This is a genomic window from Novosphingobium sp. ZW T3_23, assembly GCF_044987305.1.
Taxonomy (GTDB): Bacteria; Pseudomonadota; Alphaproteobacteria; order Sphingomonadales; family Sphingomonadaceae; genus Novosphingobium.
In genome coordinates this window covers 58,953-76,239 of the sequence record NZ_JBJDRF010000012.1, presented here as the reverse complement: position 1 = coordinate 76,239, position 17,287 = coordinate 58,953, and the positions used below count along the sequence as shown (strand labels likewise).

The 17,287-nt window shown below is 60.0% G+C and carries 18 protein-coding genes and 1 pseudogene; 11 read left to right on the top strand and 8 right to left on the bottom strand.

Features of this window, described 5'->3' with window-relative positions; genetic code table 11:
• Nucleotides 1-17 precede the first annotated feature (17 nt).
• Together ACI3K3_RS09280 and ACI3K3_RS09275 are read left to right on the top strand one after the other, a co-directional pair.
• Nucleotides 18-386: a response regulator gene (locus tag ACI3K3_RS09280; protein ID WP_404913302.1), complete on the top strand. Its 369-nt coding sequence runs from the start codon at nucleotides 18-20 to the stop codon at nucleotides 384-386.
• Nucleotides 386-1,963 carry a PAS domain S-box protein gene (locus tag ACI3K3_RS09275; RefSeq protein ID WP_404913301.1) on the top strand — a complete coding sequence of 526 codons (1,578 nt, stop codon included), beginning with the start codon at nucleotides 386-388 and terminating at the stop codon, nucleotides 1,961-1,963. The genes ACI3K3_RS09280 and ACI3K3_RS09275 overlap by 1 nt, the downstream gene beginning before the upstream one ends.
• Before the next feature lie 163 nt (nucleotides 1,964-2,126).
• Here ACI3K3_RS09275 and ACI3K3_RS09270 read toward each other — a convergent pair whose 3' ends face one another.
• Complete coding sequence (locus tag ACI3K3_RS09270) at nucleotides 2,127-2,657, bottom strand: hemerythrin domain-containing protein (protein WP_404913300.1); 531 nt, start codon at nucleotides 2,655-2,657, stop codon at nucleotides 2,127-2,129.
• 778 nt (nucleotides 2,658-3,435) lie between these two features.
• Between ACI3K3_RS09270 and ACI3K3_RS09265 the strand changes: the two genes are divergently transcribed.
• Entirely contained in the window at nucleotides 3,436-3,963 is a 528-nt protein-coding gene (locus tag ACI3K3_RS09265) for a hypothetical protein (RefSeq protein WP_404913299.1), read from the top strand.
• 725 nt (nucleotides 3,964-4,688) lie between these two features.
• Nucleotides 4,689-5,242: pseudogene (locus tag ACI3K3_RS09260) on the top strand (transposase); the annotation flags it as partial.
• Here ACI3K3_RS09260 and ACI3K3_RS09255 read toward each other — a convergent pair.
• From ACI3K3_RS09255 to ACI3K3_RS09240, 4 genes are all read right to left on the bottom strand, one after another.
• Nucleotides 5,209-5,610: a hypothetical protein gene (locus ACI3K3_RS09255; RefSeq protein WP_404913298.1), complete on the bottom strand. Its 402-nt coding sequence runs from the start codon at nucleotides 5,608-5,610 to the stop codon at nucleotides 5,209-5,211. The pseudogene ACI3K3_RS09260 and the gene ACI3K3_RS09255 sit on opposite strands and share 34 nt — an antisense overlap.
• Nucleotides 5,610-5,873, bottom strand: a complete 264-nt coding sequence (locus ACI3K3_RS09250) for a DksA/TraR family C4-type zinc finger protein (RefSeq protein WP_404913297.1) — start codon at nucleotides 5,871-5,873, stop codon at nucleotides 5,610-5,612. The genes ACI3K3_RS09255 and ACI3K3_RS09250 overlap by 1 nt, the downstream gene beginning before the upstream one ends.
• A 306-nt stretch (nucleotides 5,874-6,179) precedes the next feature.
• Nucleotides 6,180-6,461, bottom strand: coding sequence for a putative quinol monooxygenase (locus tag ACI3K3_RS09245; protein WP_404913296.1), 282 nt, complete (start codon nucleotides 6,459-6,461; stop codon nucleotides 6,180-6,182).
• 83 nt (nucleotides 6,462-6,544) lie between these two features.
• Entirely contained in the window at nucleotides 6,545-7,399 is an 855-nt protein-coding gene (locus ACI3K3_RS09240) for a type 1 glutamine amidotransferase domain-containing protein (RefSeq protein ID WP_404913331.1), read from the bottom strand.
• A gap of 61 nt (nucleotides 7,400-7,460) precedes the next feature.
• On the opposite strand from ACI3K3_RS09240, the gene ACI3K3_RS09235 reads away from it, so the two are divergent.
• Entirely contained in the window at nucleotides 7,461-8,369 is a 909-nt protein-coding gene (locus tag ACI3K3_RS09235; protein WP_404913295.1) for a LysR family transcriptional regulator, read from the top strand.
• 134 nt (nucleotides 8,370-8,503) lie between these two features.
• Here the strand turns inward: ACI3K3_RS09235 and ACI3K3_RS09230 are convergent, their stop codons facing one another.
• Nucleotides 8,504-9,256, bottom strand: coding sequence for an SDR family NAD(P)-dependent oxidoreductase (locus tag ACI3K3_RS09230; protein WP_404913294.1), 753 nt, complete (start codon nucleotides 9,254-9,256; stop codon nucleotides 8,504-8,506).
• A 110-nt stretch (nucleotides 9,257-9,366) separates the two neighbouring features.
• On the opposite strand from ACI3K3_RS09230, the gene ACI3K3_RS09225 reads away from it, so the two are divergent.
• Nucleotides 9,367-10,275 (top strand): LysR family transcriptional regulator, encoded by a 909-nt coding sequence (locus ACI3K3_RS09225; RefSeq protein ID WP_404913293.1) that lies wholly within the window; start codon nucleotides 9,367-9,369, stop codon nucleotides 10,273-10,275.
• Between the two features lie 256 nt (nucleotides 10,276-10,531).
• Here the strand turns inward: ACI3K3_RS09225 and ACI3K3_RS09220 are convergent, their stop codons facing one another.
• Together ACI3K3_RS09220 and ACI3K3_RS09215 are read right to left on the bottom strand one after the other, a co-directional pair.
• The gene (locus ACI3K3_RS09220) at nucleotides 10,532-10,669 is read right to left on the bottom strand and encodes a hypothetical protein (protein ID WP_404913292.1); all 138 of its coding nucleotides are present in this window, start codon (nucleotides 10,667-10,669) and stop codon (nucleotides 10,532-10,534) included.
• Nucleotides 10,670-10,981: 312 nt separating this feature from the next.
• On the bottom strand, nucleotides 10,982-13,204 hold the full coding sequence (locus ACI3K3_RS09215) for a catalase (protein WP_404913291.1): 2,223 nt from the start codon (nucleotides 13,202-13,204) through the stop codon (nucleotides 10,982-10,984).
• Between the two features lie 245 nt (nucleotides 13,205-13,449).
• Between ACI3K3_RS09215 and ACI3K3_RS09210 the strand changes: the two genes are divergently transcribed.
• The 5 genes from ACI3K3_RS09210 (at nucleotide 13,450) to ACI3K3_RS09190 (ending at nucleotide 17,281) form a co-directional block, all read left to right on the top strand.
• Nucleotides 13,450-14,160 (top strand): Crp/Fnr family transcriptional regulator, encoded by a 711-nt coding sequence (locus ACI3K3_RS09210; RefSeq protein ID WP_404913290.1) that lies wholly within the window; start codon nucleotides 13,450-13,452, stop codon nucleotides 14,158-14,160.
• A gap of 31 nt (nucleotides 14,161-14,191) precedes the next feature.
• On the top strand, nucleotides 14,192-14,398 hold the full coding sequence (locus ACI3K3_RS09205) for a hypothetical protein (protein ID WP_404913289.1): 207 nt from the start codon (nucleotides 14,192-14,194) through the stop codon (nucleotides 14,396-14,398).
• An 89-nt stretch (nucleotides 14,399-14,487) separates the two neighbouring features.
• On the top strand, nucleotides 14,488-15,042 hold the full coding sequence (locus ACI3K3_RS09200) for a PRC-barrel domain-containing protein (protein ID WP_404913288.1): 555 nt from the start codon (nucleotides 14,488-14,490) through the stop codon (nucleotides 15,040-15,042).
• A gap of 392 nt (nucleotides 15,043-15,434) precedes the next feature.
• Complete coding sequence (locus ACI3K3_RS09195; protein ID WP_404913287.1) at nucleotides 15,435-16,322, top strand: hemerythrin domain-containing protein; 888 nt, start codon at nucleotides 15,435-15,437, stop codon at nucleotides 16,320-16,322.
• A gap of 107 nt (nucleotides 16,323-16,429) precedes the next feature.
• Nucleotides 16,430-17,281 carry an MBL fold metallo-hydrolase gene (locus ACI3K3_RS09190; RefSeq protein ID WP_404913286.1) on the top strand — a complete coding sequence of 284 codons (852 nt, stop codon included), beginning with the start codon at nucleotides 16,430-16,432 and terminating at the stop codon, nucleotides 17,279-17,281.
• Nucleotides 17,282-17,287 lie beyond the last annotated feature (6 nt).

Sequence of the window (17,287 nt, the reverse complement as noted above, 5' to 3'; positions counted from 1 at the left end):
CCTTGGCGGAGTTCTCCATGAAGATAGTCGTTGTCGAGGACGAGTTCCTGATCGCCGACTTGCTGGTGGTTAGTCTGGAAGATGCTGGCCACGAGGTGCACGACGCCGCACATGGTGTTGACGCGCTGAAACTGGTCCGCACCCTTGAACCTGATCTGGTCATTACGGACTTCATGATGCCGTTGATGACGGGACTCGAGCTGGCCGAAACGATGAAGGCCGACAGCGTCATGCAGGGCATTCCTATTATCCTGGTGAGTGGTGCTCAGGGTGGCATAGCGAGGTCTCGTACCGATCTTTTTGACCTGGTGTTTGACAAGCCGTATGCAATGGATCGCTTGCTCACTGCTGTTGCAGTTCTGGGCGGGGAAAGAGGACAGCCTTAATGGCTGCGGAAGTCGCGAAGGGTATGAATGGGGAAGAAGGATCTGAACAGCGAGGCGCATTGAGCGCCGCCGATCGGCTCGCAGCCATCATTGAATCTTCCGATGACGCCATCATCGGCAAGACGCTCGATGGCATTATCACGGACTGGAATGCCGGCGCCGAGCGGATTTTTGGCTATTCGTCCAGCGAGATTGTAGGCGCCTCGATCCTAACCCTGATTCCGGAAGATCGCTGGTCTGAAGAAAACGAGATCATCTCGCGCCTTAAAACGGGGGAACGGGTCGAGCATTTCGAAACCTTGCGCCGGCGCAAGGACGGGGTGCTGATCCATATTTCTCTCACCGTGTCCCCGATCAAAGCGGCTGACGGTCAGGTAATCGGGGCCTCCAAAATCGCACGCGACATCACTGTGCGCAAACAGACCGAGGCATTGCTTACTCAGCAATCCGAGCGTCTGCAGACCCTCTACCGCGTCGCCAGCGAAATCTCCCGCGATCTCGATCTTGACCGGATTGTGCAGTCAGTGACCGACATTGGCACCGAACTGAGCGGCGCGAAATACGGTGCGTTCTTCTATAATGTAACCAATGCCGCCGGTGAATCCTACCAGCTCTATACCCTTTCAGGTGCTGCTCGAGAGGCTTTCAATTTTGGAATGCCCCGCAACACCGCCGTTTTTGCGCCGACCTTTTCGGGCGAAGGGGTAATCCGGTCCGACGATATCCGAAAAGATCCGCGCTACGGGCACAGTGCACCCCACTATGGCATGCCGGCAGGGCATCTTCCTGTCGTCAGCTACCTCGCGGTTCCTGTGACGTCAGTGTCGGGCAAAGTGCTGGGCGGATTGTTTTTCGCTCATGATGAGCCCGGTAAGTTCACGGCTGACACCGAAAACCTTGTCTCCGCGATCGCAGCCCAGACCGCTGTCGCGATGGACAATGCGCGATTGCACAAGGCAGCCCAGCAGGAAATCGAGCAGAGAAAACGTGCGGAGGAAGCGAAGGAGATACTTCTTCATGAACTGAAGCACCGGGTCAAAAATACGCTGGCGACAATCCAGGCCGTGGCGATGCAAACGTTTCGCCTGGCCCCACGCGCGGAGACGGAGGCATTCAACGCGCGCCTCTTCGCCCTGTCTGAAGCGCATGATCTGCTCACGCAGCGCGATTGGGAAAGGGTCAACCTCACCCATATCGTACAGCGGGCCTTATCCCCTTTCGCAGCTGAGGCCGATAAGCGATTCGAAATCAGCGGGCCAGACGTGGAAATCTCAGCTGAGCGCGCGCTTCAGCTTGCCATGGTTCTTCACGAACTGGCCACGAACGCAGCGAAATATGGGGCTCTTTGCAATCTTACTGGAACGGTGAGGATTGTCTGGGAGCATCATGCCGAGAGCAATATCGAGTTCCTGAAAATCCGATGGATTGAGACTGGGGGGCCCGAAGTGGCCTCACCAGATCGAAAAGGTTTCGGCTCGCGGATGATCTCACGCGCCCTTCGCGGCGAGGGCTGCGGGGTCGAGTTCGATTTTCGCCCCGAAGGCTTAAGCGTCGAACTTAGGTTTACTCCTGGCTGACGTGAGCTGGCGGCAGGCGGGTAGAAAGAGTGCGTCGCATCGCAACGCACCCTTTTTAGATAGCCGCAGACCTTACCGGGATGATCTCGTGCCCAAGGTTCCATAGTCGGGGCATATGGACCGGTCTTCTCGGTTTTAAGGCGCGGCGTTTTATTAGCAGGTTTCAGGCGATAGGCGCGCCAAGCTCGACTTTCACAGGGCTGAGAGTCCGTGTAGTCGGCGTTGGCAGACCGTCCGCTTCGAATTGAGCCTGTAGTTCGACCTTTCGCTCGGCCATCTGAGCGCCGAGTGCATCCAAGTCCACGTCCGCCGCGCGCGCCTGCGCGAACATGCCCTCTTTGGGCATCTCTTCTTCATGGACGTGATGTTTGATTTCCTCGGACAGAACGGTCACCTTGGCTTCCCAGAAATCCTGGCCAGGCTCTCCGGCCAGGATCTGGCTAATCAGCAGCTTGGCACCATCATGCTCGACATGCGCTTCGTCATACATGTCGTCCTCGATCTTACCCTTGAGGGCGGGGTAGAAGATTTCTTCCTCGATGATTGTATGAATAATCAACTCGGTGCAAATCTGCTTCGCAAGCGTCGCCTGCTTGGTCGGAGCCTTGGCGCTCTCAAATTTCTCGAATAGCTCCTCAACAGTACGGTGATCCGCCTTGAGCAAAGCGATCGCATCTTGCGCTTTCTTGGTCATGGTTTTTTCCTTCACTGTTATCTTTCGGCAGGTGGCGTGCCTTCCGCGATAACAAGCGATCTAGCCTTTCGCTCCTGTTGCGGATCACTCTCAAATGGCTTGGCGGATGACCTATTCCGCGCACGTGCAAGGGCGGTCGCTCCTAGACGATGAAAAGCGTTCAGAGGGGCGCAAGTCTCACAAGCTGCTGTCAAACGCTACCTGGCGCCGCGCGGGTCTGCGATGCTCATGATTCTCGGCAGCTTAGCGCGCCGCTGGCGCAACCATGCCAGGTCTCGAAGGCTGCACTGCTCGATGTGGCGCCAACTTCGGACAAACCCTAGCCGCCTTCCGGTTGGTGCGCCTTTGCGAAGCAAAACCGTCAATGATGCCGGTAAGGACTGCGGAGCCAGCATGCTTTTCAAATTGATCGAAGTGGACGTCAGCAACCAGCCGTCCGGACTGTGATCGAACCGGCGATGCCATGACAATTGGTTCCGAATAATGCCCAATCCCAATTGAGCGTGAGGTCGCGCCGAAGGTCGATCAGGTTCGCAGAGTGATCGCCGCCCATTGGTTGTGCAGGAAGCTCCTGCGACCAATGCATTCGACGAAGGTGTCGCGGGCGCTGGCCTACCTAGCAGTTTTTCAGGCGCAGCCATGGAGCAAGTCACTGGACTGGCACCTATGGCACTTTACCTGCCATATTGCGCTTCGGGTAAAGTGCCATAGCTGGAAAATCTTGGATACCTGCAGATAGGGGATTCACCATCGAATGCATTCCCGCTAGATTCGTGTTATGTTCCACCAGCTCGACCTTTTCGCACCAAAGCCATCCGCCACGAAGCGGATAGATATGCCAGCTCTGGTGGAGCGGATCATGGCCGTCTCACCGCGCCCGCGATATACTTTACTCGTACTCAATCTCCTTGCTCGTGCCGCCAACCCCAAGGGAGTTGCCGGTCCTTATATCATTGAGGAAGGCGAGCGCGTGCCGGTCCGGGACTGGCTCGGCAAAGCCATGATTCCGATGGCACAGCGCCATCATCGTCGGCAGGCGATCCGGCAGAAGCTGCTGGAGGAGATGAAGAACAACGGTGCGATGCCCGACAATCCGGCGGATGTGGAACTGTTACTCGATACCGAGATTCAGGAGCGCTTGCGGCATTCTGCAAGGTGCGGTGTGAGCCGGGCAGTTTCCGATCTGGTCCGCGCTGGTCTTGTGCATCGGCACTATCAGGGGTACCGGGTGGATCATCACAACCGGGGCGCGCAGCGAGAGGCGGTTTACACGCTTTTGCCCGAAGTGAAAGCCGCGCTTTCATAATTCGTCCGACCGTGCAAGGTGCGCAAGAACAGGAATGCACCCGTATGGACGACGGATCAACCTTGACCGCCCTCGCTGATCCGCTCAGCGGCGGGTAGATCGAGATGGGCGTGCCCTTCTTTTCGCAGCTTGAGACCTTCCGCAAGCGAAGCTGTCAGAACAGCATCGGCCCGCATGTCATACAGAACCTTAGCCCGAATAAACCCCCTTCAAAGCACAGGAAAATCCAGCGGGACGGGTCATAACAGTCCGCTGCGCAAACCAGTTCAAATCATCCGTCGCACGAACGGGGCGTCACATCGAAGGCAAGCTTTGCATAGCCAGCTTCTCGGAACTCAGGCAGTTGAGCGGTGTTCGTTGATCAAACAGATTGGCGGCAAGTTCATGGATTTCAAATCAGACACAAATAGGTGGGCCGGTATCAGCCTGCCCTACGCCCTTGTTAAGCGGCGGACCGTGCAACGCGCCTGGGATGCGCATAGAGCTCAAATTATTGCCACCTGCCGGGTTTTACGCTCCGGCAATGAGCAGCGACCCGGGGGTGCAATCTAGAGCATAATCCAACATGACTGGGTCGCAGCGGATTCCAATCGCAGCGAATTCCAATAGTGCGGGAAATCTGATTCAACCTGTCAGTTGGCCCGAGAGGCCAGCCTGGCATGACAAAGACGATCTTAGAGTATCTACGCTCGCGGGTAACTGCGGCGGTTGATAAGGGCTTATCCCGGCGCGGGTGGTTCAAGGCCTTGCTTGATCTCGCCCGCGAACGGTGGGTGTTCATCAATGAAGCCGGCGGTTCAACGAAGATGGCGCGCCTGCGCAGTCGGGCACAGCGCGGTATGCGGTGTCGCTCGCCAATCCCGCACGGCCACTGGAACACCACCACATTCACCGGCGCATTACGCTCGACGGGCATGACAGCACCTAAGGTCTTGGACGGCCCCATGACCGGAATGGTTCGCTGCCTATGCCCAGCAGGTGCTAGCGCCAACGCTGCGTCCCGGCGACATCGCCATCCTCGACGATCTAGCGGCTCATAAGACGATAGCAGCGGGTGAAGCCATTGAAGCGGCCGGGCGCGCGTATGCTGTCCCTGCCGCCATACAGCCCCGACTTTAATCCAATCGAAAACGCCTTCTCGAAGCTCAAAGCCATCCTCCGATAAGCCGCTGCTCGACCTGTTCCGGAACGATGGAATGCAATTCGAGAGGCATCGCCGCGCTTCACCCCAGAAGAATGCGCAAACTATTTCACAGCCGCCGGATACGAGCCAAAGTGATCGGATTGTGCTCTCGATAAGCCGGCGAACCAATCGGCATAGGGACCAGTACGGGCCATATGACGATTTAGGTCCGGCGCCCCGTCGTCCCACCAGACCGGGCCGCGCTCGCCTAGCGCCCGCTTGGCGGCATCGACAGCATCATGCGCATCACCCTCAGCCTTGGCATCACCTTGACGCTTCGCGACTCCGACTGCACGCCGTGCCCGCATCAGATCTGCGACAAGATCACGTCGCACATCTTCATCAAGGGTCGGATTTGCCTTTCGCCATAGTCGGCCGCGCACCACGAAGTAGCGCCCGTCTGGCGTAACTGGATATTTGTCCGCCTGGCGATCGGCTCCTGTTGTCAATGTGCTGCTTTCCATCAGCGGAGCTGGCTGTCCTTGCTGCCGCGTCGATTGAACCCGGCAGTGCGGATTGTCGCATCTCGTGCGGTCTGGCAGGCAACGCAGGTTCGTGTGCCGGGCAGCGCCAGCCGCCTTCTTTCAGGAATGTCCTCGCCGCAGTCGTCGCAATGCTCCGCGGATGCGCCGGCCGGCATCATCGTCCGAGCCCGCAACACAGCGTCTTTCACCGTATCATCGATCTGATTCTGCACCGCGTCGTCGGGCGCCCATCCATTTGCCATCGGTCTTTCCTTCAGATGCTAAAGGTAATCCGTTCTTAGTATTCCCAAGCTCTTCGAGCCGCTGATGAACTCGCTGTTCCTGACCTGTTGCTGTTATAATCTACAAAGGAACGCCGTTGCCTGCACATAAGTTCGACGCTGCCCTGGTTTTTAGTGCCTCGGCAGGCACGGCGGGAATGCACTATCACGGGTCCGCCCCAGAAATCCGATTATCTCGATTTCCTTTGCTTAAAAGAGCTGCGCGAGCATTGCTGGGCCGATCCAGTGCCTGCCGATCCAGTGCCTCAGGTTCGCACCGCGGCCTCCTCAGCCCGAAACCGGATCGAGGACGAAGGCGGTCCGCTCGGCGAGATCGCCGATCTCGGCAAGATAGGCCTGGAAATGCGGGGTCGCGCGGTGCGCGGCAGCCGCGTCAGAGCTGGTGTAGAGCTCGTCCAACACGAAGCGCGCAGGCTCGCTCTGATCCTGCCAGAGATCATAGCGCAAGTTGCCGGCTTCCGCCCGGCTCGGCGCGAGCATGCGGTCGAGTAGAGCGCGGAGCTGGTCGGCGGCGCCGGGACGGGCCGTCAGGACCGCGACGATCTTCACAGGGTTGATCAAAGGAGTAAACCTCAACGAAAGGTTGGGAGTGGTGGGGCGCACCCGCAGCGTGCCAGCTGTCATGCGCGTGCTCATGCCGCCGTATGCGTTCCGCCGAGCGCTTCGATCATAGCCTTCGCAACCGCGTGATCGGAGGCCGGGTTCTGGCCGGTGATCAGTTCGCGATCGACGATCACGTTGGCGGCGAAATCTTGAGGAGCGGCCGAAACCTCGCCGCCTGCCAGCCGCAGCGCCTTGGGCATGTCGAAGTAGAGTTCGCCCTTCAGCAGGTGCTCTTCTGCAATCTTCTCTTCGCTCGCCGAAAAAACCGTCATACGGTAGCCTGCATAGATCCAGCCCTGGGCGAAGTGGGCCGCTTTGGCATCGTCGCCGTCGATCAGGGCCGCCCTGTACTCGGCCGGGTCGGCCAGGGCGGCCACGACCGCGACGGGACCATGGCAGAGCAGCCCGGTCGGCTTAGCCGCCGCATGGAAGTGCCGCAGGATGGCACCCGCCTCGCGGTCCTGCATCAGGTCGACCGCCGGTGCATGGCCGCCGGGGACGAACACGCCTGCGAACTCGTCCAGACCCTGTTCGATGACCGAGGCCAGGGTGCGAACCTCGTTCATAGCGGGGTGCTCGGCGAAGAAGTCACGGGCGCGCTTATAAGCGGTTTGGTCGCCCCCGAAATGCTGCGCCGTATCCGAGGCTTCGTCGATGTGCGGCTTGGTGCCGTCGGGCGTGGCGAGCACGACATCGTAGCCAGCCGCGATTAGCGCCATTGCGGGCACCACCGTTTCGTTCAGGTACTGACCGATCCTGGCCGAGCCGCCGCCACGCAGCTCAATCTGCGTGGCGTTGGATCCGAGGAAGAGTACTTTCGCATGGGTCATTTGAGCCTCCATTGTCTCACCGCAATCGCTGCGGACGAGTGGAAACTGGCTCATCCCCACATATTCCAGAAGTTTATTGTTTGGATTTCAGATATACGCTCTAGAGCATGTCTGTATGCGATACGACCTTAACCTGCTCCCGATCTTTGTCGCCCTGATGGAAGAGCGCAGCGTCACACGCGCGGCCGAGCGTGTGGGGATGACGCAACCGGCGCTGTCGAACGCGCTCTCGCGTTTACGCCTGATGCTGCAGGATCAACTGTTCATCCGCGAACGGTACGGGATCCAGCCCACTGCCGTCGCATTAGAGCTCGCGCCCGCGATCGCCGATGCTCTGGCGAAGCTCGATGATGCGGTGCTGGGACAGCAGGGCTTCGATCCCGCCAAGGCCGAGCGGGTCTTCACGATAGCGCCCAACGGCTATGTAGAGTTCGTGCTCGTCCCCGCCATCGTCGCCCGGCTTCAGCAGGTCGCGCCAGGGATCAAGCTTCGGCTGACGCCCTATGGCAACGATCTGGTCGAGACCGGCGTCGTATCAGGCACCACCGCGCTGGTGCTCGGCCGTATCGTCGATCCGCCCGAAAACCTCGTTGTCCAGCACATGATGGACGATAGCCTAGCGTGTGCCGTGAGAGCGGATCATCCCACCGTCGGCGATGCGATGACCCGCGTGCAGTTCGAGGCACTCAAGCACGTCAATATCATTCCTCCCGGGCGCATGCGTGCCGGGCTGTTTCAGGCGCTCGCGCAGCAGCAACTCAAGCGCGAGGTCGCAATCTCGGTGACTAACTTCTTCGCGGTTGCCGAGATGGTGGCGGTAACCGATTACTGCGCGACGCTTCCGTCGATGATCTGCAGACGGTTGCAACAGGATCAGCGGCTGAAGATACTCCCCGCACCCGTGGATCTGGGCACGTTTCCCGTCGAGATGGCCTGGCATCTGCGATACCGACAAGATCCGGCCCATCGCTGGCTGAGAGGATTCGTCAGCGAGATCGCGCGGGAGTTGGCGTGCTTGGACTGACCCCGCCGAGTGCGCCGCCTCCAGCCTGATCAAAGGGAACGCCGATCGGTTCTCTCACCGTTCTGTTCGAAAGGCGAAAGGCCGGAGGATTTGCCGCCCGAGACAGCAAGCCTTCCGGCCTTCGAGATCAACGGTCAGATCTGGACCTGGCCTCCGTCGACAAAGAGCTCGACACCATTGACGAAGCTGGCGTCTTCCGAGGCGAGGAACAGAACGGCCTTGGCGATTTCCTCTGGCTGTCCGACCCGGCCTGCGGGGATCAGGCTGGCGAGATAATCCTTTGTACCTGCCGCCTCTTCACCGCCGCCAAAGAGGTGATCGAGGCCCGCGGTATCGGTGACCCCGGGGCTTATTGCGTTCACGCGGATGCGGCGATCCTTGAGGTCGAGGATCCAGTTGCGCGCAAAGTTGCGCACGGCTGCCTTGGTCGCGGAATAGACGCTGAAGGCCGGCGTACCCGAGATGCTGGTGGTCGAACTCGTCAGGATGATCGAAGCCCCGTCTTTCAGGAGCGGTAGTGCCTTCTGGACTGTGAACAGCACGCCCTTCACATTTGTGTCAAAAGTGCTCTGGTAATGCTCCTCGGTAATGGAACCAAGAGGGAGCATCTCGCCGCCCCCCGCATTGGCGAATACGACGTCGATCTGTCTGTGCTGCTGCTGGACCGCATCATAGAGCCGGTCGATGTCGGCGAGGTTGGCCATGTCGCCCTGCACACCGGTTACGCGCCCGCCGATTGCCTTCACAGCCGCATCGAGCGTCTCCTGCCGCCGTCCGGTAATAATTACCGATGCGCCCTCCTGCGCGAATGCCTTCGCCGTCGCCAGCCCTATGCCGCTCGTACCGCCGGTCACAACCACCACCTTGTTGTTGAACCTGTTCGTCATCGTCTTTCTCCTTTGGGTTCGGCCCAGTGCCGCGTCCCGTACGAAATAACTTCAGAACGATGATGCGAGTAGACAGCGATTGTGGCACTTAGCGTTCCAATGGAGGAACGATGACGCGGATCGACCTTAACGACTATGCCTATTTCGCCGAGGTGGTGGCCCATGGTGGCTTCGCTGCGGCGGGGCGGGCCTTGCGGGAGCCCAAATCAAAGTTGAGCCGCCGAATAGCGGGGCTGGAGGAGCGCCTTGGCCTGCGCCTTATCGAACGCTCAAGCCGGCGCTTTCGCGTGACCGATACCGGCCTTGCATTCTACGAGCGGTGCCGCGCCATATTGGCTGAAGCTGAGCAAGCCGAGGCTCTGGTCCTGCAAGCGCAGGCGGAGCCCCATGGGCGCATCCGCTTCAGTTGTCCCACCGGCATGATCGAGCCGATATCTGGCCTGATGTCCTCGTTCCTCGTCCGCTATCCCAAGGTGCGCTTGCAGCTTGTGGCGACGGACCGCGCAGTGGATCTGATCGAGGAGCGGATCGATCTTGCCCTGCGGGTCCGTTCGGCGCTGACCAGTGATGCGGCCCTCACTATGCGATCGCTCGGAAAATCCACTCGAATCCTGGTTGCCAGTCCTGAATTGGCACGCCAGGTGAGGGACGTAAGGCAACTCCCAACGCTGCCCGCGCTAGCGACCCACGACGATGCCAACGATCTAGAATGGCATCTGGAGAGCGAGGACGGCGAGCAATGTGTTATCCGCGTCGAGCCTCGCATGGCCTGCGCTGACATGGCTGCGGTGCGAAGGGCTGCTATCGACGGCCTCGGCATCGCGATTCTCCCTGACCATGTCTGCCGGGAGGCGCTTGTCGCAGGCGAACTCGTCCAGGTACTTCCACAATGGCGCGGACTTCAGGGGATCGTACATCTGGTCTTCACCACTCGCCGAGGATTGCCGCCCGCCGTGCGCGCGTTGATAGACCATCTCGCGGCAGCGTTTCCCCGCGAGGTTGTGCCGCGGATGCCTTGAGCTCAAGTTCGGCGAAAAACCACTGTGGCAAGAGACGGCCTCTTCCAGCCTGTTGAAGAACGCGCGGCCTTCAACCATCGCGCAGCCCGCCATCTATTCTACGCCGCATATTGCCTTGACGCGGTGGTGGCAGGCGCACCGGTCCAGCCTGAGCGCCGCGAAACCGGCTCCGCCAGTGAGGTGACATCGTCAGGCCAGCCTGGACGACCGCAGGCGGAACCGAGGACTTGCGCGAATGTCCGGCGCTTGAAAGCGCTCACGGAACGTTGCATGCCAGACCTTCGGCGATCACCGGACCAAAACGCTCTTCTGACATCGCGGAAACCTCTGGCGCCGCCTGCGGATCGCACAAATTGGCTATCGGCGAAATGGCCGGCTGGACAGTATCGGTCACCAAGGCGCGGAGCGATGCTGGTACGATGATATCGACCGTGCAGCACCGGCTCGGCGGTCCGAAGCGGGAGAGCCATCAGCCGAGCTGCCTAACGGGCTCTTCGATGCTCACGAGGCTAAAGCCAAAAGCGCATGGTCTCGTTCGCGCAGGGCCCGTCCCAGCAGATGCGTAGGAATTCCGAGCACGCCAGCGGAAGGTTTGGCGGCCGGATGCGAGCGATTGGAGTTGATGCCAACCGTCAGGCAAACCCGCGCTGGCCCCCGGGGCGACGCCGCGTCGCCCCAGGGGTCTCGTGCCCTGAAGTTAGGTCGATCAGGCTGCAGGCCGCGCATCCAGATCCACTTCGAGTTCCCGGGGCCAATGGCGCAGCAATCGGCATGCCGCCACGAAATCTCCGGCATCCTTAGGCCGGGCCAGCGGCAGGCAGGCTTCGTCGAGGATGTCGGCGACACCGGCCGCGATGAAGATTGCTTCGGCTTCGGCCGTAAACCCGATGAATTTGCAGTGTGCGAAAGCATCGGTGACAAAATCCTTGGCCGCGGCATCGATCGAGAGCATCGCGGCGCCCTCTGTCGAAACCAGAATGGCGACCGCATCGAACAAAACGGACGGTCCGCCGTCGATCTTCTGCTTGGCCGCCACCGTGGTACCGTCGGACAAGGTAACACCGGCGATCTTCGGCGCGACGACCTCGTAGACCGCACCCTCATCGTTAAGCGATTTTACCAGCGCCTTGAAGATCGCTGCATCGGCGCCGTCGCTCAGTAAGATGCCGAGCTTGCGGCCCTTGAAGCTGCTCGGGCCGTTCTTGACTATGCTCAGTTTGTCCGATGGTGCAAGATCGGTGATCGTCTTGCGCGCGGCCACAGCCGGTTCAGGCAGCGTCAGCCCGAGGCCGTCGGCCACCGTGGCGGCAAGGGCCGCGTCGATGTTGAGAAGATGGGAAACTGTGCGCGAGCGGATGTCGGGCCGCTCCACCTTCGAAAGCTCGAACACCAGCGCGTCACCGATATGCTTCTGTTCGATAGGCGCCTGACTGTTAAAAAACTGCCTGGCCTGGCTGTAGTGATCGGCAAAGCTGTCCGATCGAACACGCTGTTTGCGGCCGTCCGGCTCTTCTGCGAAGCTGGTGAAGCCCCGCGCGTGATCCTCCCGCGGACCGCCTTGAGTCGCGCCCCAACTGTTGGGTTCGTAGTTCGCACGGCCCTTCGGATTGCGCATGGCCATATGGCCGTCCTGTTGGAAGTGAGCCATGGGGCACTTGGGCGCGTTGATGGGAATATGCGTGAAGTTCGGGCCGCCCAGGCGCTTGATCTGGGTGTCGAGGTAGGAGAAGTTCCGGCCCTGCAGCAGCGGATCGTTCGAGAAGTCGATGCCGGGGGGGACGTTCTGCGTACAGAAGGCCACCTGCTCTGTCTCGGCAAAGAAGTTGTCGACGACACGGTCGAGGACCAGTCGTCCAACCACGCGAATTGGGACCAGTTCTTCGGGAATGATCTTGGTGGAATCGAGTACGTCGAATTCGAAGCTGTCGGCGAATTCATCGTCGAAAAGCTGCACGCCCAGTTCCCACTCGGGGAAGTCGCCCGAATTAATCGCGTCCCAAAGGTCGCGGCGGTGGAAGTCCGGATCGGCGCCGTTGATCTTGACCGCCTCGTTCCAAACGACCGACTGCAGGCCCTGTTTGGGCTTCCAATGGAACTTCACGAACGTTGACTTGCCTTCCGCATCGAGCAGTCGGAAGGTGTGGACGCCGAAGCCCTCCATGGTCCGGTACGAGCGCGGGATCGCGCGATCCGACATGATCCACATGATCATGTGGAAGCTTTCGGGTGTCAGGCTGACGAAATCCCAGAAGTTGTCGTGCGCGGTCTGAGCCTGAGGAAAGTTGCGGTCCGGCTCAGGCTTGGCCGCGTGAATGAGGTCGGGAAACTTGATCGCGTCCTGAATGAAGAACACCGGAATGTTGTTGCCGACGAGGTCCCAATTGCCCTCCTGGGTGTAAAGCTTGACCGCGAAACCGCGAACATCGCGCGCGAGGTCGAAAGAACCCTTCGAGCCTGCCACTGTAGAGAAGCGAACAAATGCGGGTGTGCGCTCGCCCACCCGCTGGAACACGTCCGCGCGGCTGACGTCGGATAGGCTGTCGGTCAGTTCGAAGAAACCATGCGCGCCGTAGCCGCGTGCATGGACGACACGCTCCGGAATCCGTTCATGGTCGAAGTGGAAGATTTTTTCGCGGAAATGAAAATCTTCTAGCAGCGTCGGACCGCGCGCGCCCTGCTTGAGACTGTTCTGGCCGTCGGCGACGGGGATGCCCTGCTGGGTCGTCAGCGTCGCGACATCGCCGTCCGTAGATTGGTGAATATCGCCGCCGCTGCCAAGGTTCTCTGCGAACGAGGGCGTGATTTCTGCATCTGCCGGTATCACAGACGCCTTGGCAGGCGTCTCACCGCCAATATCGACACCCGCCAGATCGGCAGGGTTCAAATGTCCTGAACTGCTGGAGCGTGGTTTCGTGGGTGTCTTAGCCATGGAATGCCCTCTCGGAATAGCACAACGCAATACTTATGGCTGCCGCAAGCTGCAGGAATGCCGCACCATTCGATTTGCCATCTCCAGCCAACTCGCGGAGAGGAGCCGAGTTGCAGGCAATTCAACGAATTAACTTTTATCAATACGAATAGCTTGGCGTCGTTTGCAACGCTCTTTGAGGCAGGAGGTTATCAGAAAGCACGTTGTTACTGCCTCTTATCTGAAACTTCTCGCAAAAGGTGTGCATGCTTACGGACCGGTTCCTCATCAATAAACGCAATGTTAGCCTTTCACCGGGCGAACGCGAATGTCTTGAGGCAGCAATCAGTGAAGTGCGGAGAGTTGAACCGCGACGTATCCTGGTTAAGGCCGGCGATACCCTTGATCATAGCACGCTGCTCGTCGAAGGAATCATGTCGCGCCACATCGATGATAAAAACGGCCTCCGCCAACTGGTGGCCATTCACGTCCCTGGAGATTTTGTCGATCTTCACGCCTACCCATTGAAGACTCTCGACCACGACGTAGCGACCATGACGACGACAACCGTGGGTCTAGTCCCCCACCGGAAATTGGACGATATCATTGCAGCGCGCCCGCAACTCGGACGAAAGCTTTGGTATGCAACGCTCCTGGATGCCGCCATCCACCGTGGGTGGTTGTTTCGGCTCGGACGGCTGGCCGCAGTTGGCAGAGTTGCGCATTTCCTGTGCGAAACCAACGCGCGTCTCGCGGCAGTGGGCCTCAGTGACGGGCGACAATTTCCACTGGCACTCACGCAAGCCGACATCTCCGAAATCTGCGGATTGACCCCTGTTCACGTCAATCGGGTGATGCGCCAGCTTCGTGAAGAACGCCTGTGCATTTTCAGATCCTCCATCGTCGAAGTCCTGGATCCGGCGGGCTTGGCAGCGCGGGGCCAGTTCGACCCGTCCTATCTGTACATCGATCCGTGAAATAACCTTCAACCCTTTGAAAGTGCGAGTCATGACAAACCAGAATAGTGAACGCCGACCGGAGACGCAGCCGGGGATCGCCAGCGCCGAAGGCGGACTGGTTATTCTCGACGGTCCTAACGGCGTTGCCGTGACTATGACCGCCGCTGCTGCCCTGGAAACCGGCAATAATCTGTTGGAAGCAGCGCGCGCGGCGAAAAGACAAACCGAAACTTTGCCCGGTCCGGACGAGACCTGACGTTCCGCGCGTGTCTTCGAACTCTACAGCATCGATGAGAGGCAAAGCTCCTGAACGAACTCGCTGGATGGATCGCCCCGACTGCCACGATGCTGGCGGCGATGATGACTGCCGCAAATCTCGGAGCCCGACTAACGGGCTGGGGCTTCGTCATTTTCACGTTAGGCTCAGTCGCCTGGACAATCGTCGGGTTGACCTCCGGCCAGACCAACTTGATCGCGTCCAACGGCTTTCTTACGCTGGTGAACGTGGTGGGTATCTGGCGCTGGCTGGGGCGGCAACGCAAGTATGAGGACGGTGGCCGATCCGCCCGGGAGGCAAGCCGCAGATCGCCCGAGCCTACGCTGTTCACAGCGACCGGGCTCGCCGGGATGCCCGTGCTGCTGGAAGACGGTACGCCGCTCGGCAAGTCCGTCGAGGCACTGATTGAATGCCGCTCGAGCGAAATCAGCTACGTGGTTGTCGCCACGAGTTCCGCGGCAGGGCTGGAGGAGCAACTTCGCCCCGTGCCCGCCCGGTCGATCGATTTCGGCTGCGACCGGCTGACCCTCGAGATATCGCGCGGTGAATATGAAGCCATTGCACCCCTTCACGGTGAAGCCTGGCCCGTTTCTGCCGAGCAAGATACCAAAGCGGTCTCGTGAACCTTGTCCTGCTTGCCGTGTGCATGGCTATGAGGATGTCGTGTTCCTGCGTCTGGCACTTTTGCATGTGTGATCGACCAAGTGGGCTAAAATAGGCGCGCGATCGCGCTAATCTACGCGCCGGCAAGCTTGCCTCCGGCCATCGGCAGCATGAGCGCGGGGAAGCTTGTGTAGCCGCACCACGTTTTCCAACTCCGCGGGAATGACCTCGGGATCAGGAAGATGAAGGGCACCGGCTACTCGCATTGCACGAATTGTCTCGCAACGGTTGATCTTGATCAACATCTGAAACTCCGTGGCTGCTGCTTGCTTAGAATAGGCATGGCACGCGCGTGTGTCCCGGAACCCGCTTCGCGTCAGACAAACCGAAGCGCATGAAGTCGGAGATATGGATGTCCTTTCTTGACAAGATAGCAGCGACGCTTGCGCCGGCCGCTTCGGACGAAGCGAGGGATGAAGCCCGGCGCAATGTGCAGTCCCTTGCGTCCGCAGAGCGCTGGCTCGCACCCATCGTCGATCAGCACAAGCAGATCGAAAGCCTCGTTCTGGAAGCCATCAACGCAAACACGTCCGATGCCCGGATCACTGGCATGCGTGAACTCGCGGCCGTTCTCACTGCGCATTCGATGGCGGAGGAAGCGGCAATCTACCCCGACATTTCCGAGTACGACAGCAAGAGCCATGCCGCTGTCGCCTATGAAGAACACGCCATGACAAAGGTGCAACTCGCTAAGCTCGAGAAGATCGAGCCGATGAGCGAGGAGTGGCATGAAAAGCTGCGCCACATCGAAAGCGCGCTCCAGCAGCACATGTACCAGGAAGAGAAAAGCTGGCTTCCGGCTCTGGCAGCGAACCTCCCCGCCGCCGAGAAGGATCGTATCGGTGCCCGTTTTGCTGAGGAGTACAGCCGATACCGTAGCTGCGCGGAACGATCGCCGCCTTCCGCCCACGCCATATCGACCTCGGGAGCCGCTGGCATGCACAAGGCCGATTTACCTGAAACAACCCACCAGACCCAGGCAATGCCCCACGACGGCAATCCCGGCGCGCCGGATGGCGTCAACACACAGGCCCAGTTTAACGCAACCGACGGCAGCGATGCAGGGGCGCCTTACCCGAACGCGCACACCGGCAAGTCGGACGCAGAGCGCGAGGACATGGGCAACACCGTGATGGGTCATGGCGGCCAGTCGTCCATAGGGTACCACGGCAGCGGACGCCTCGGCGACAAGAAGCTGAAGCCCGGAGGGAATCTCAACTCGGGGGCCAGTGGCGATTAATCGACCGCTTATTCCCGCGCCGATGGCTTGCCGTCGATGAAGCCTGGCCGCCTCCTGGAAACATTCTGGATCGGCCGATCTCCCTGGCCGGACGAAGCTGAGCGAACATGCGCATTCATCATCTCAACTGCGGCACCGATTGCCCCCTCGGAGGACGACTTTTCGACGGTCGCAGCAAGGGTCTGACCGGCAAGCTGGTCTGCCATTGCCTGCTGGTCGAAACGGATCGCGACGGGCTTGTCCTCATCGATACGGGCTACGGCCTGCGTGACGTTCGGCACCCCCACCGGCATCCGAACCCCAGGATCACGCGTGTCATGCGCACGATGCTGAGCATTCAGCTGCGCGAGGAAGACACCGCGCTGCGCCAGATCGAAGCGTTAGGGTTTCGCGCGGAGGATGTCCGCCACATCGTGCTCACGCATCTCGACTTTGATCATGCCGGCGGCCTGGAAGATTTCCCCTCGGCTGTTGTTCATCTGCTGGAAGAGGAGTGGTCCGACGCCACCGGGCCGCGCAGAGGTTTTGTCAGCCGCAATCGCTATCGGCCGGCGCAACTGGACGGGGTACGTAACTGGAGGCGCTACGGCGCTCAGGGGGAGCCTTGGTTCGGCTTCGACGCCGTGCGCGACCTGGAGGGGCTTCCTCCCGAAATCCTGATGGTACCCTTGCCGGGCCACACCTGGGGGCACGCGGGCATTGCCGTAGCGCGCGAGGATGGATGGTTGCTCCATGCTGGAGACGCATACTTCTATCGCGGTGAGATGCGCAACGCGAGGCGCCGGTGCCCCGGCGGTCTGCGCGGCTACCAAACCATGATGGAAGTCGATCGCAGCTTGCGCTTGGCCAATCAGGAACGCCTTCGCCGGCTCTCGATCGAGCACGCGGGGGAGGTTCGCATCCTGTGCGCTCACGACGTCCAGGAGTTCGAACAGGCAGCAACCGGGAATTTTCTCTGACACTGA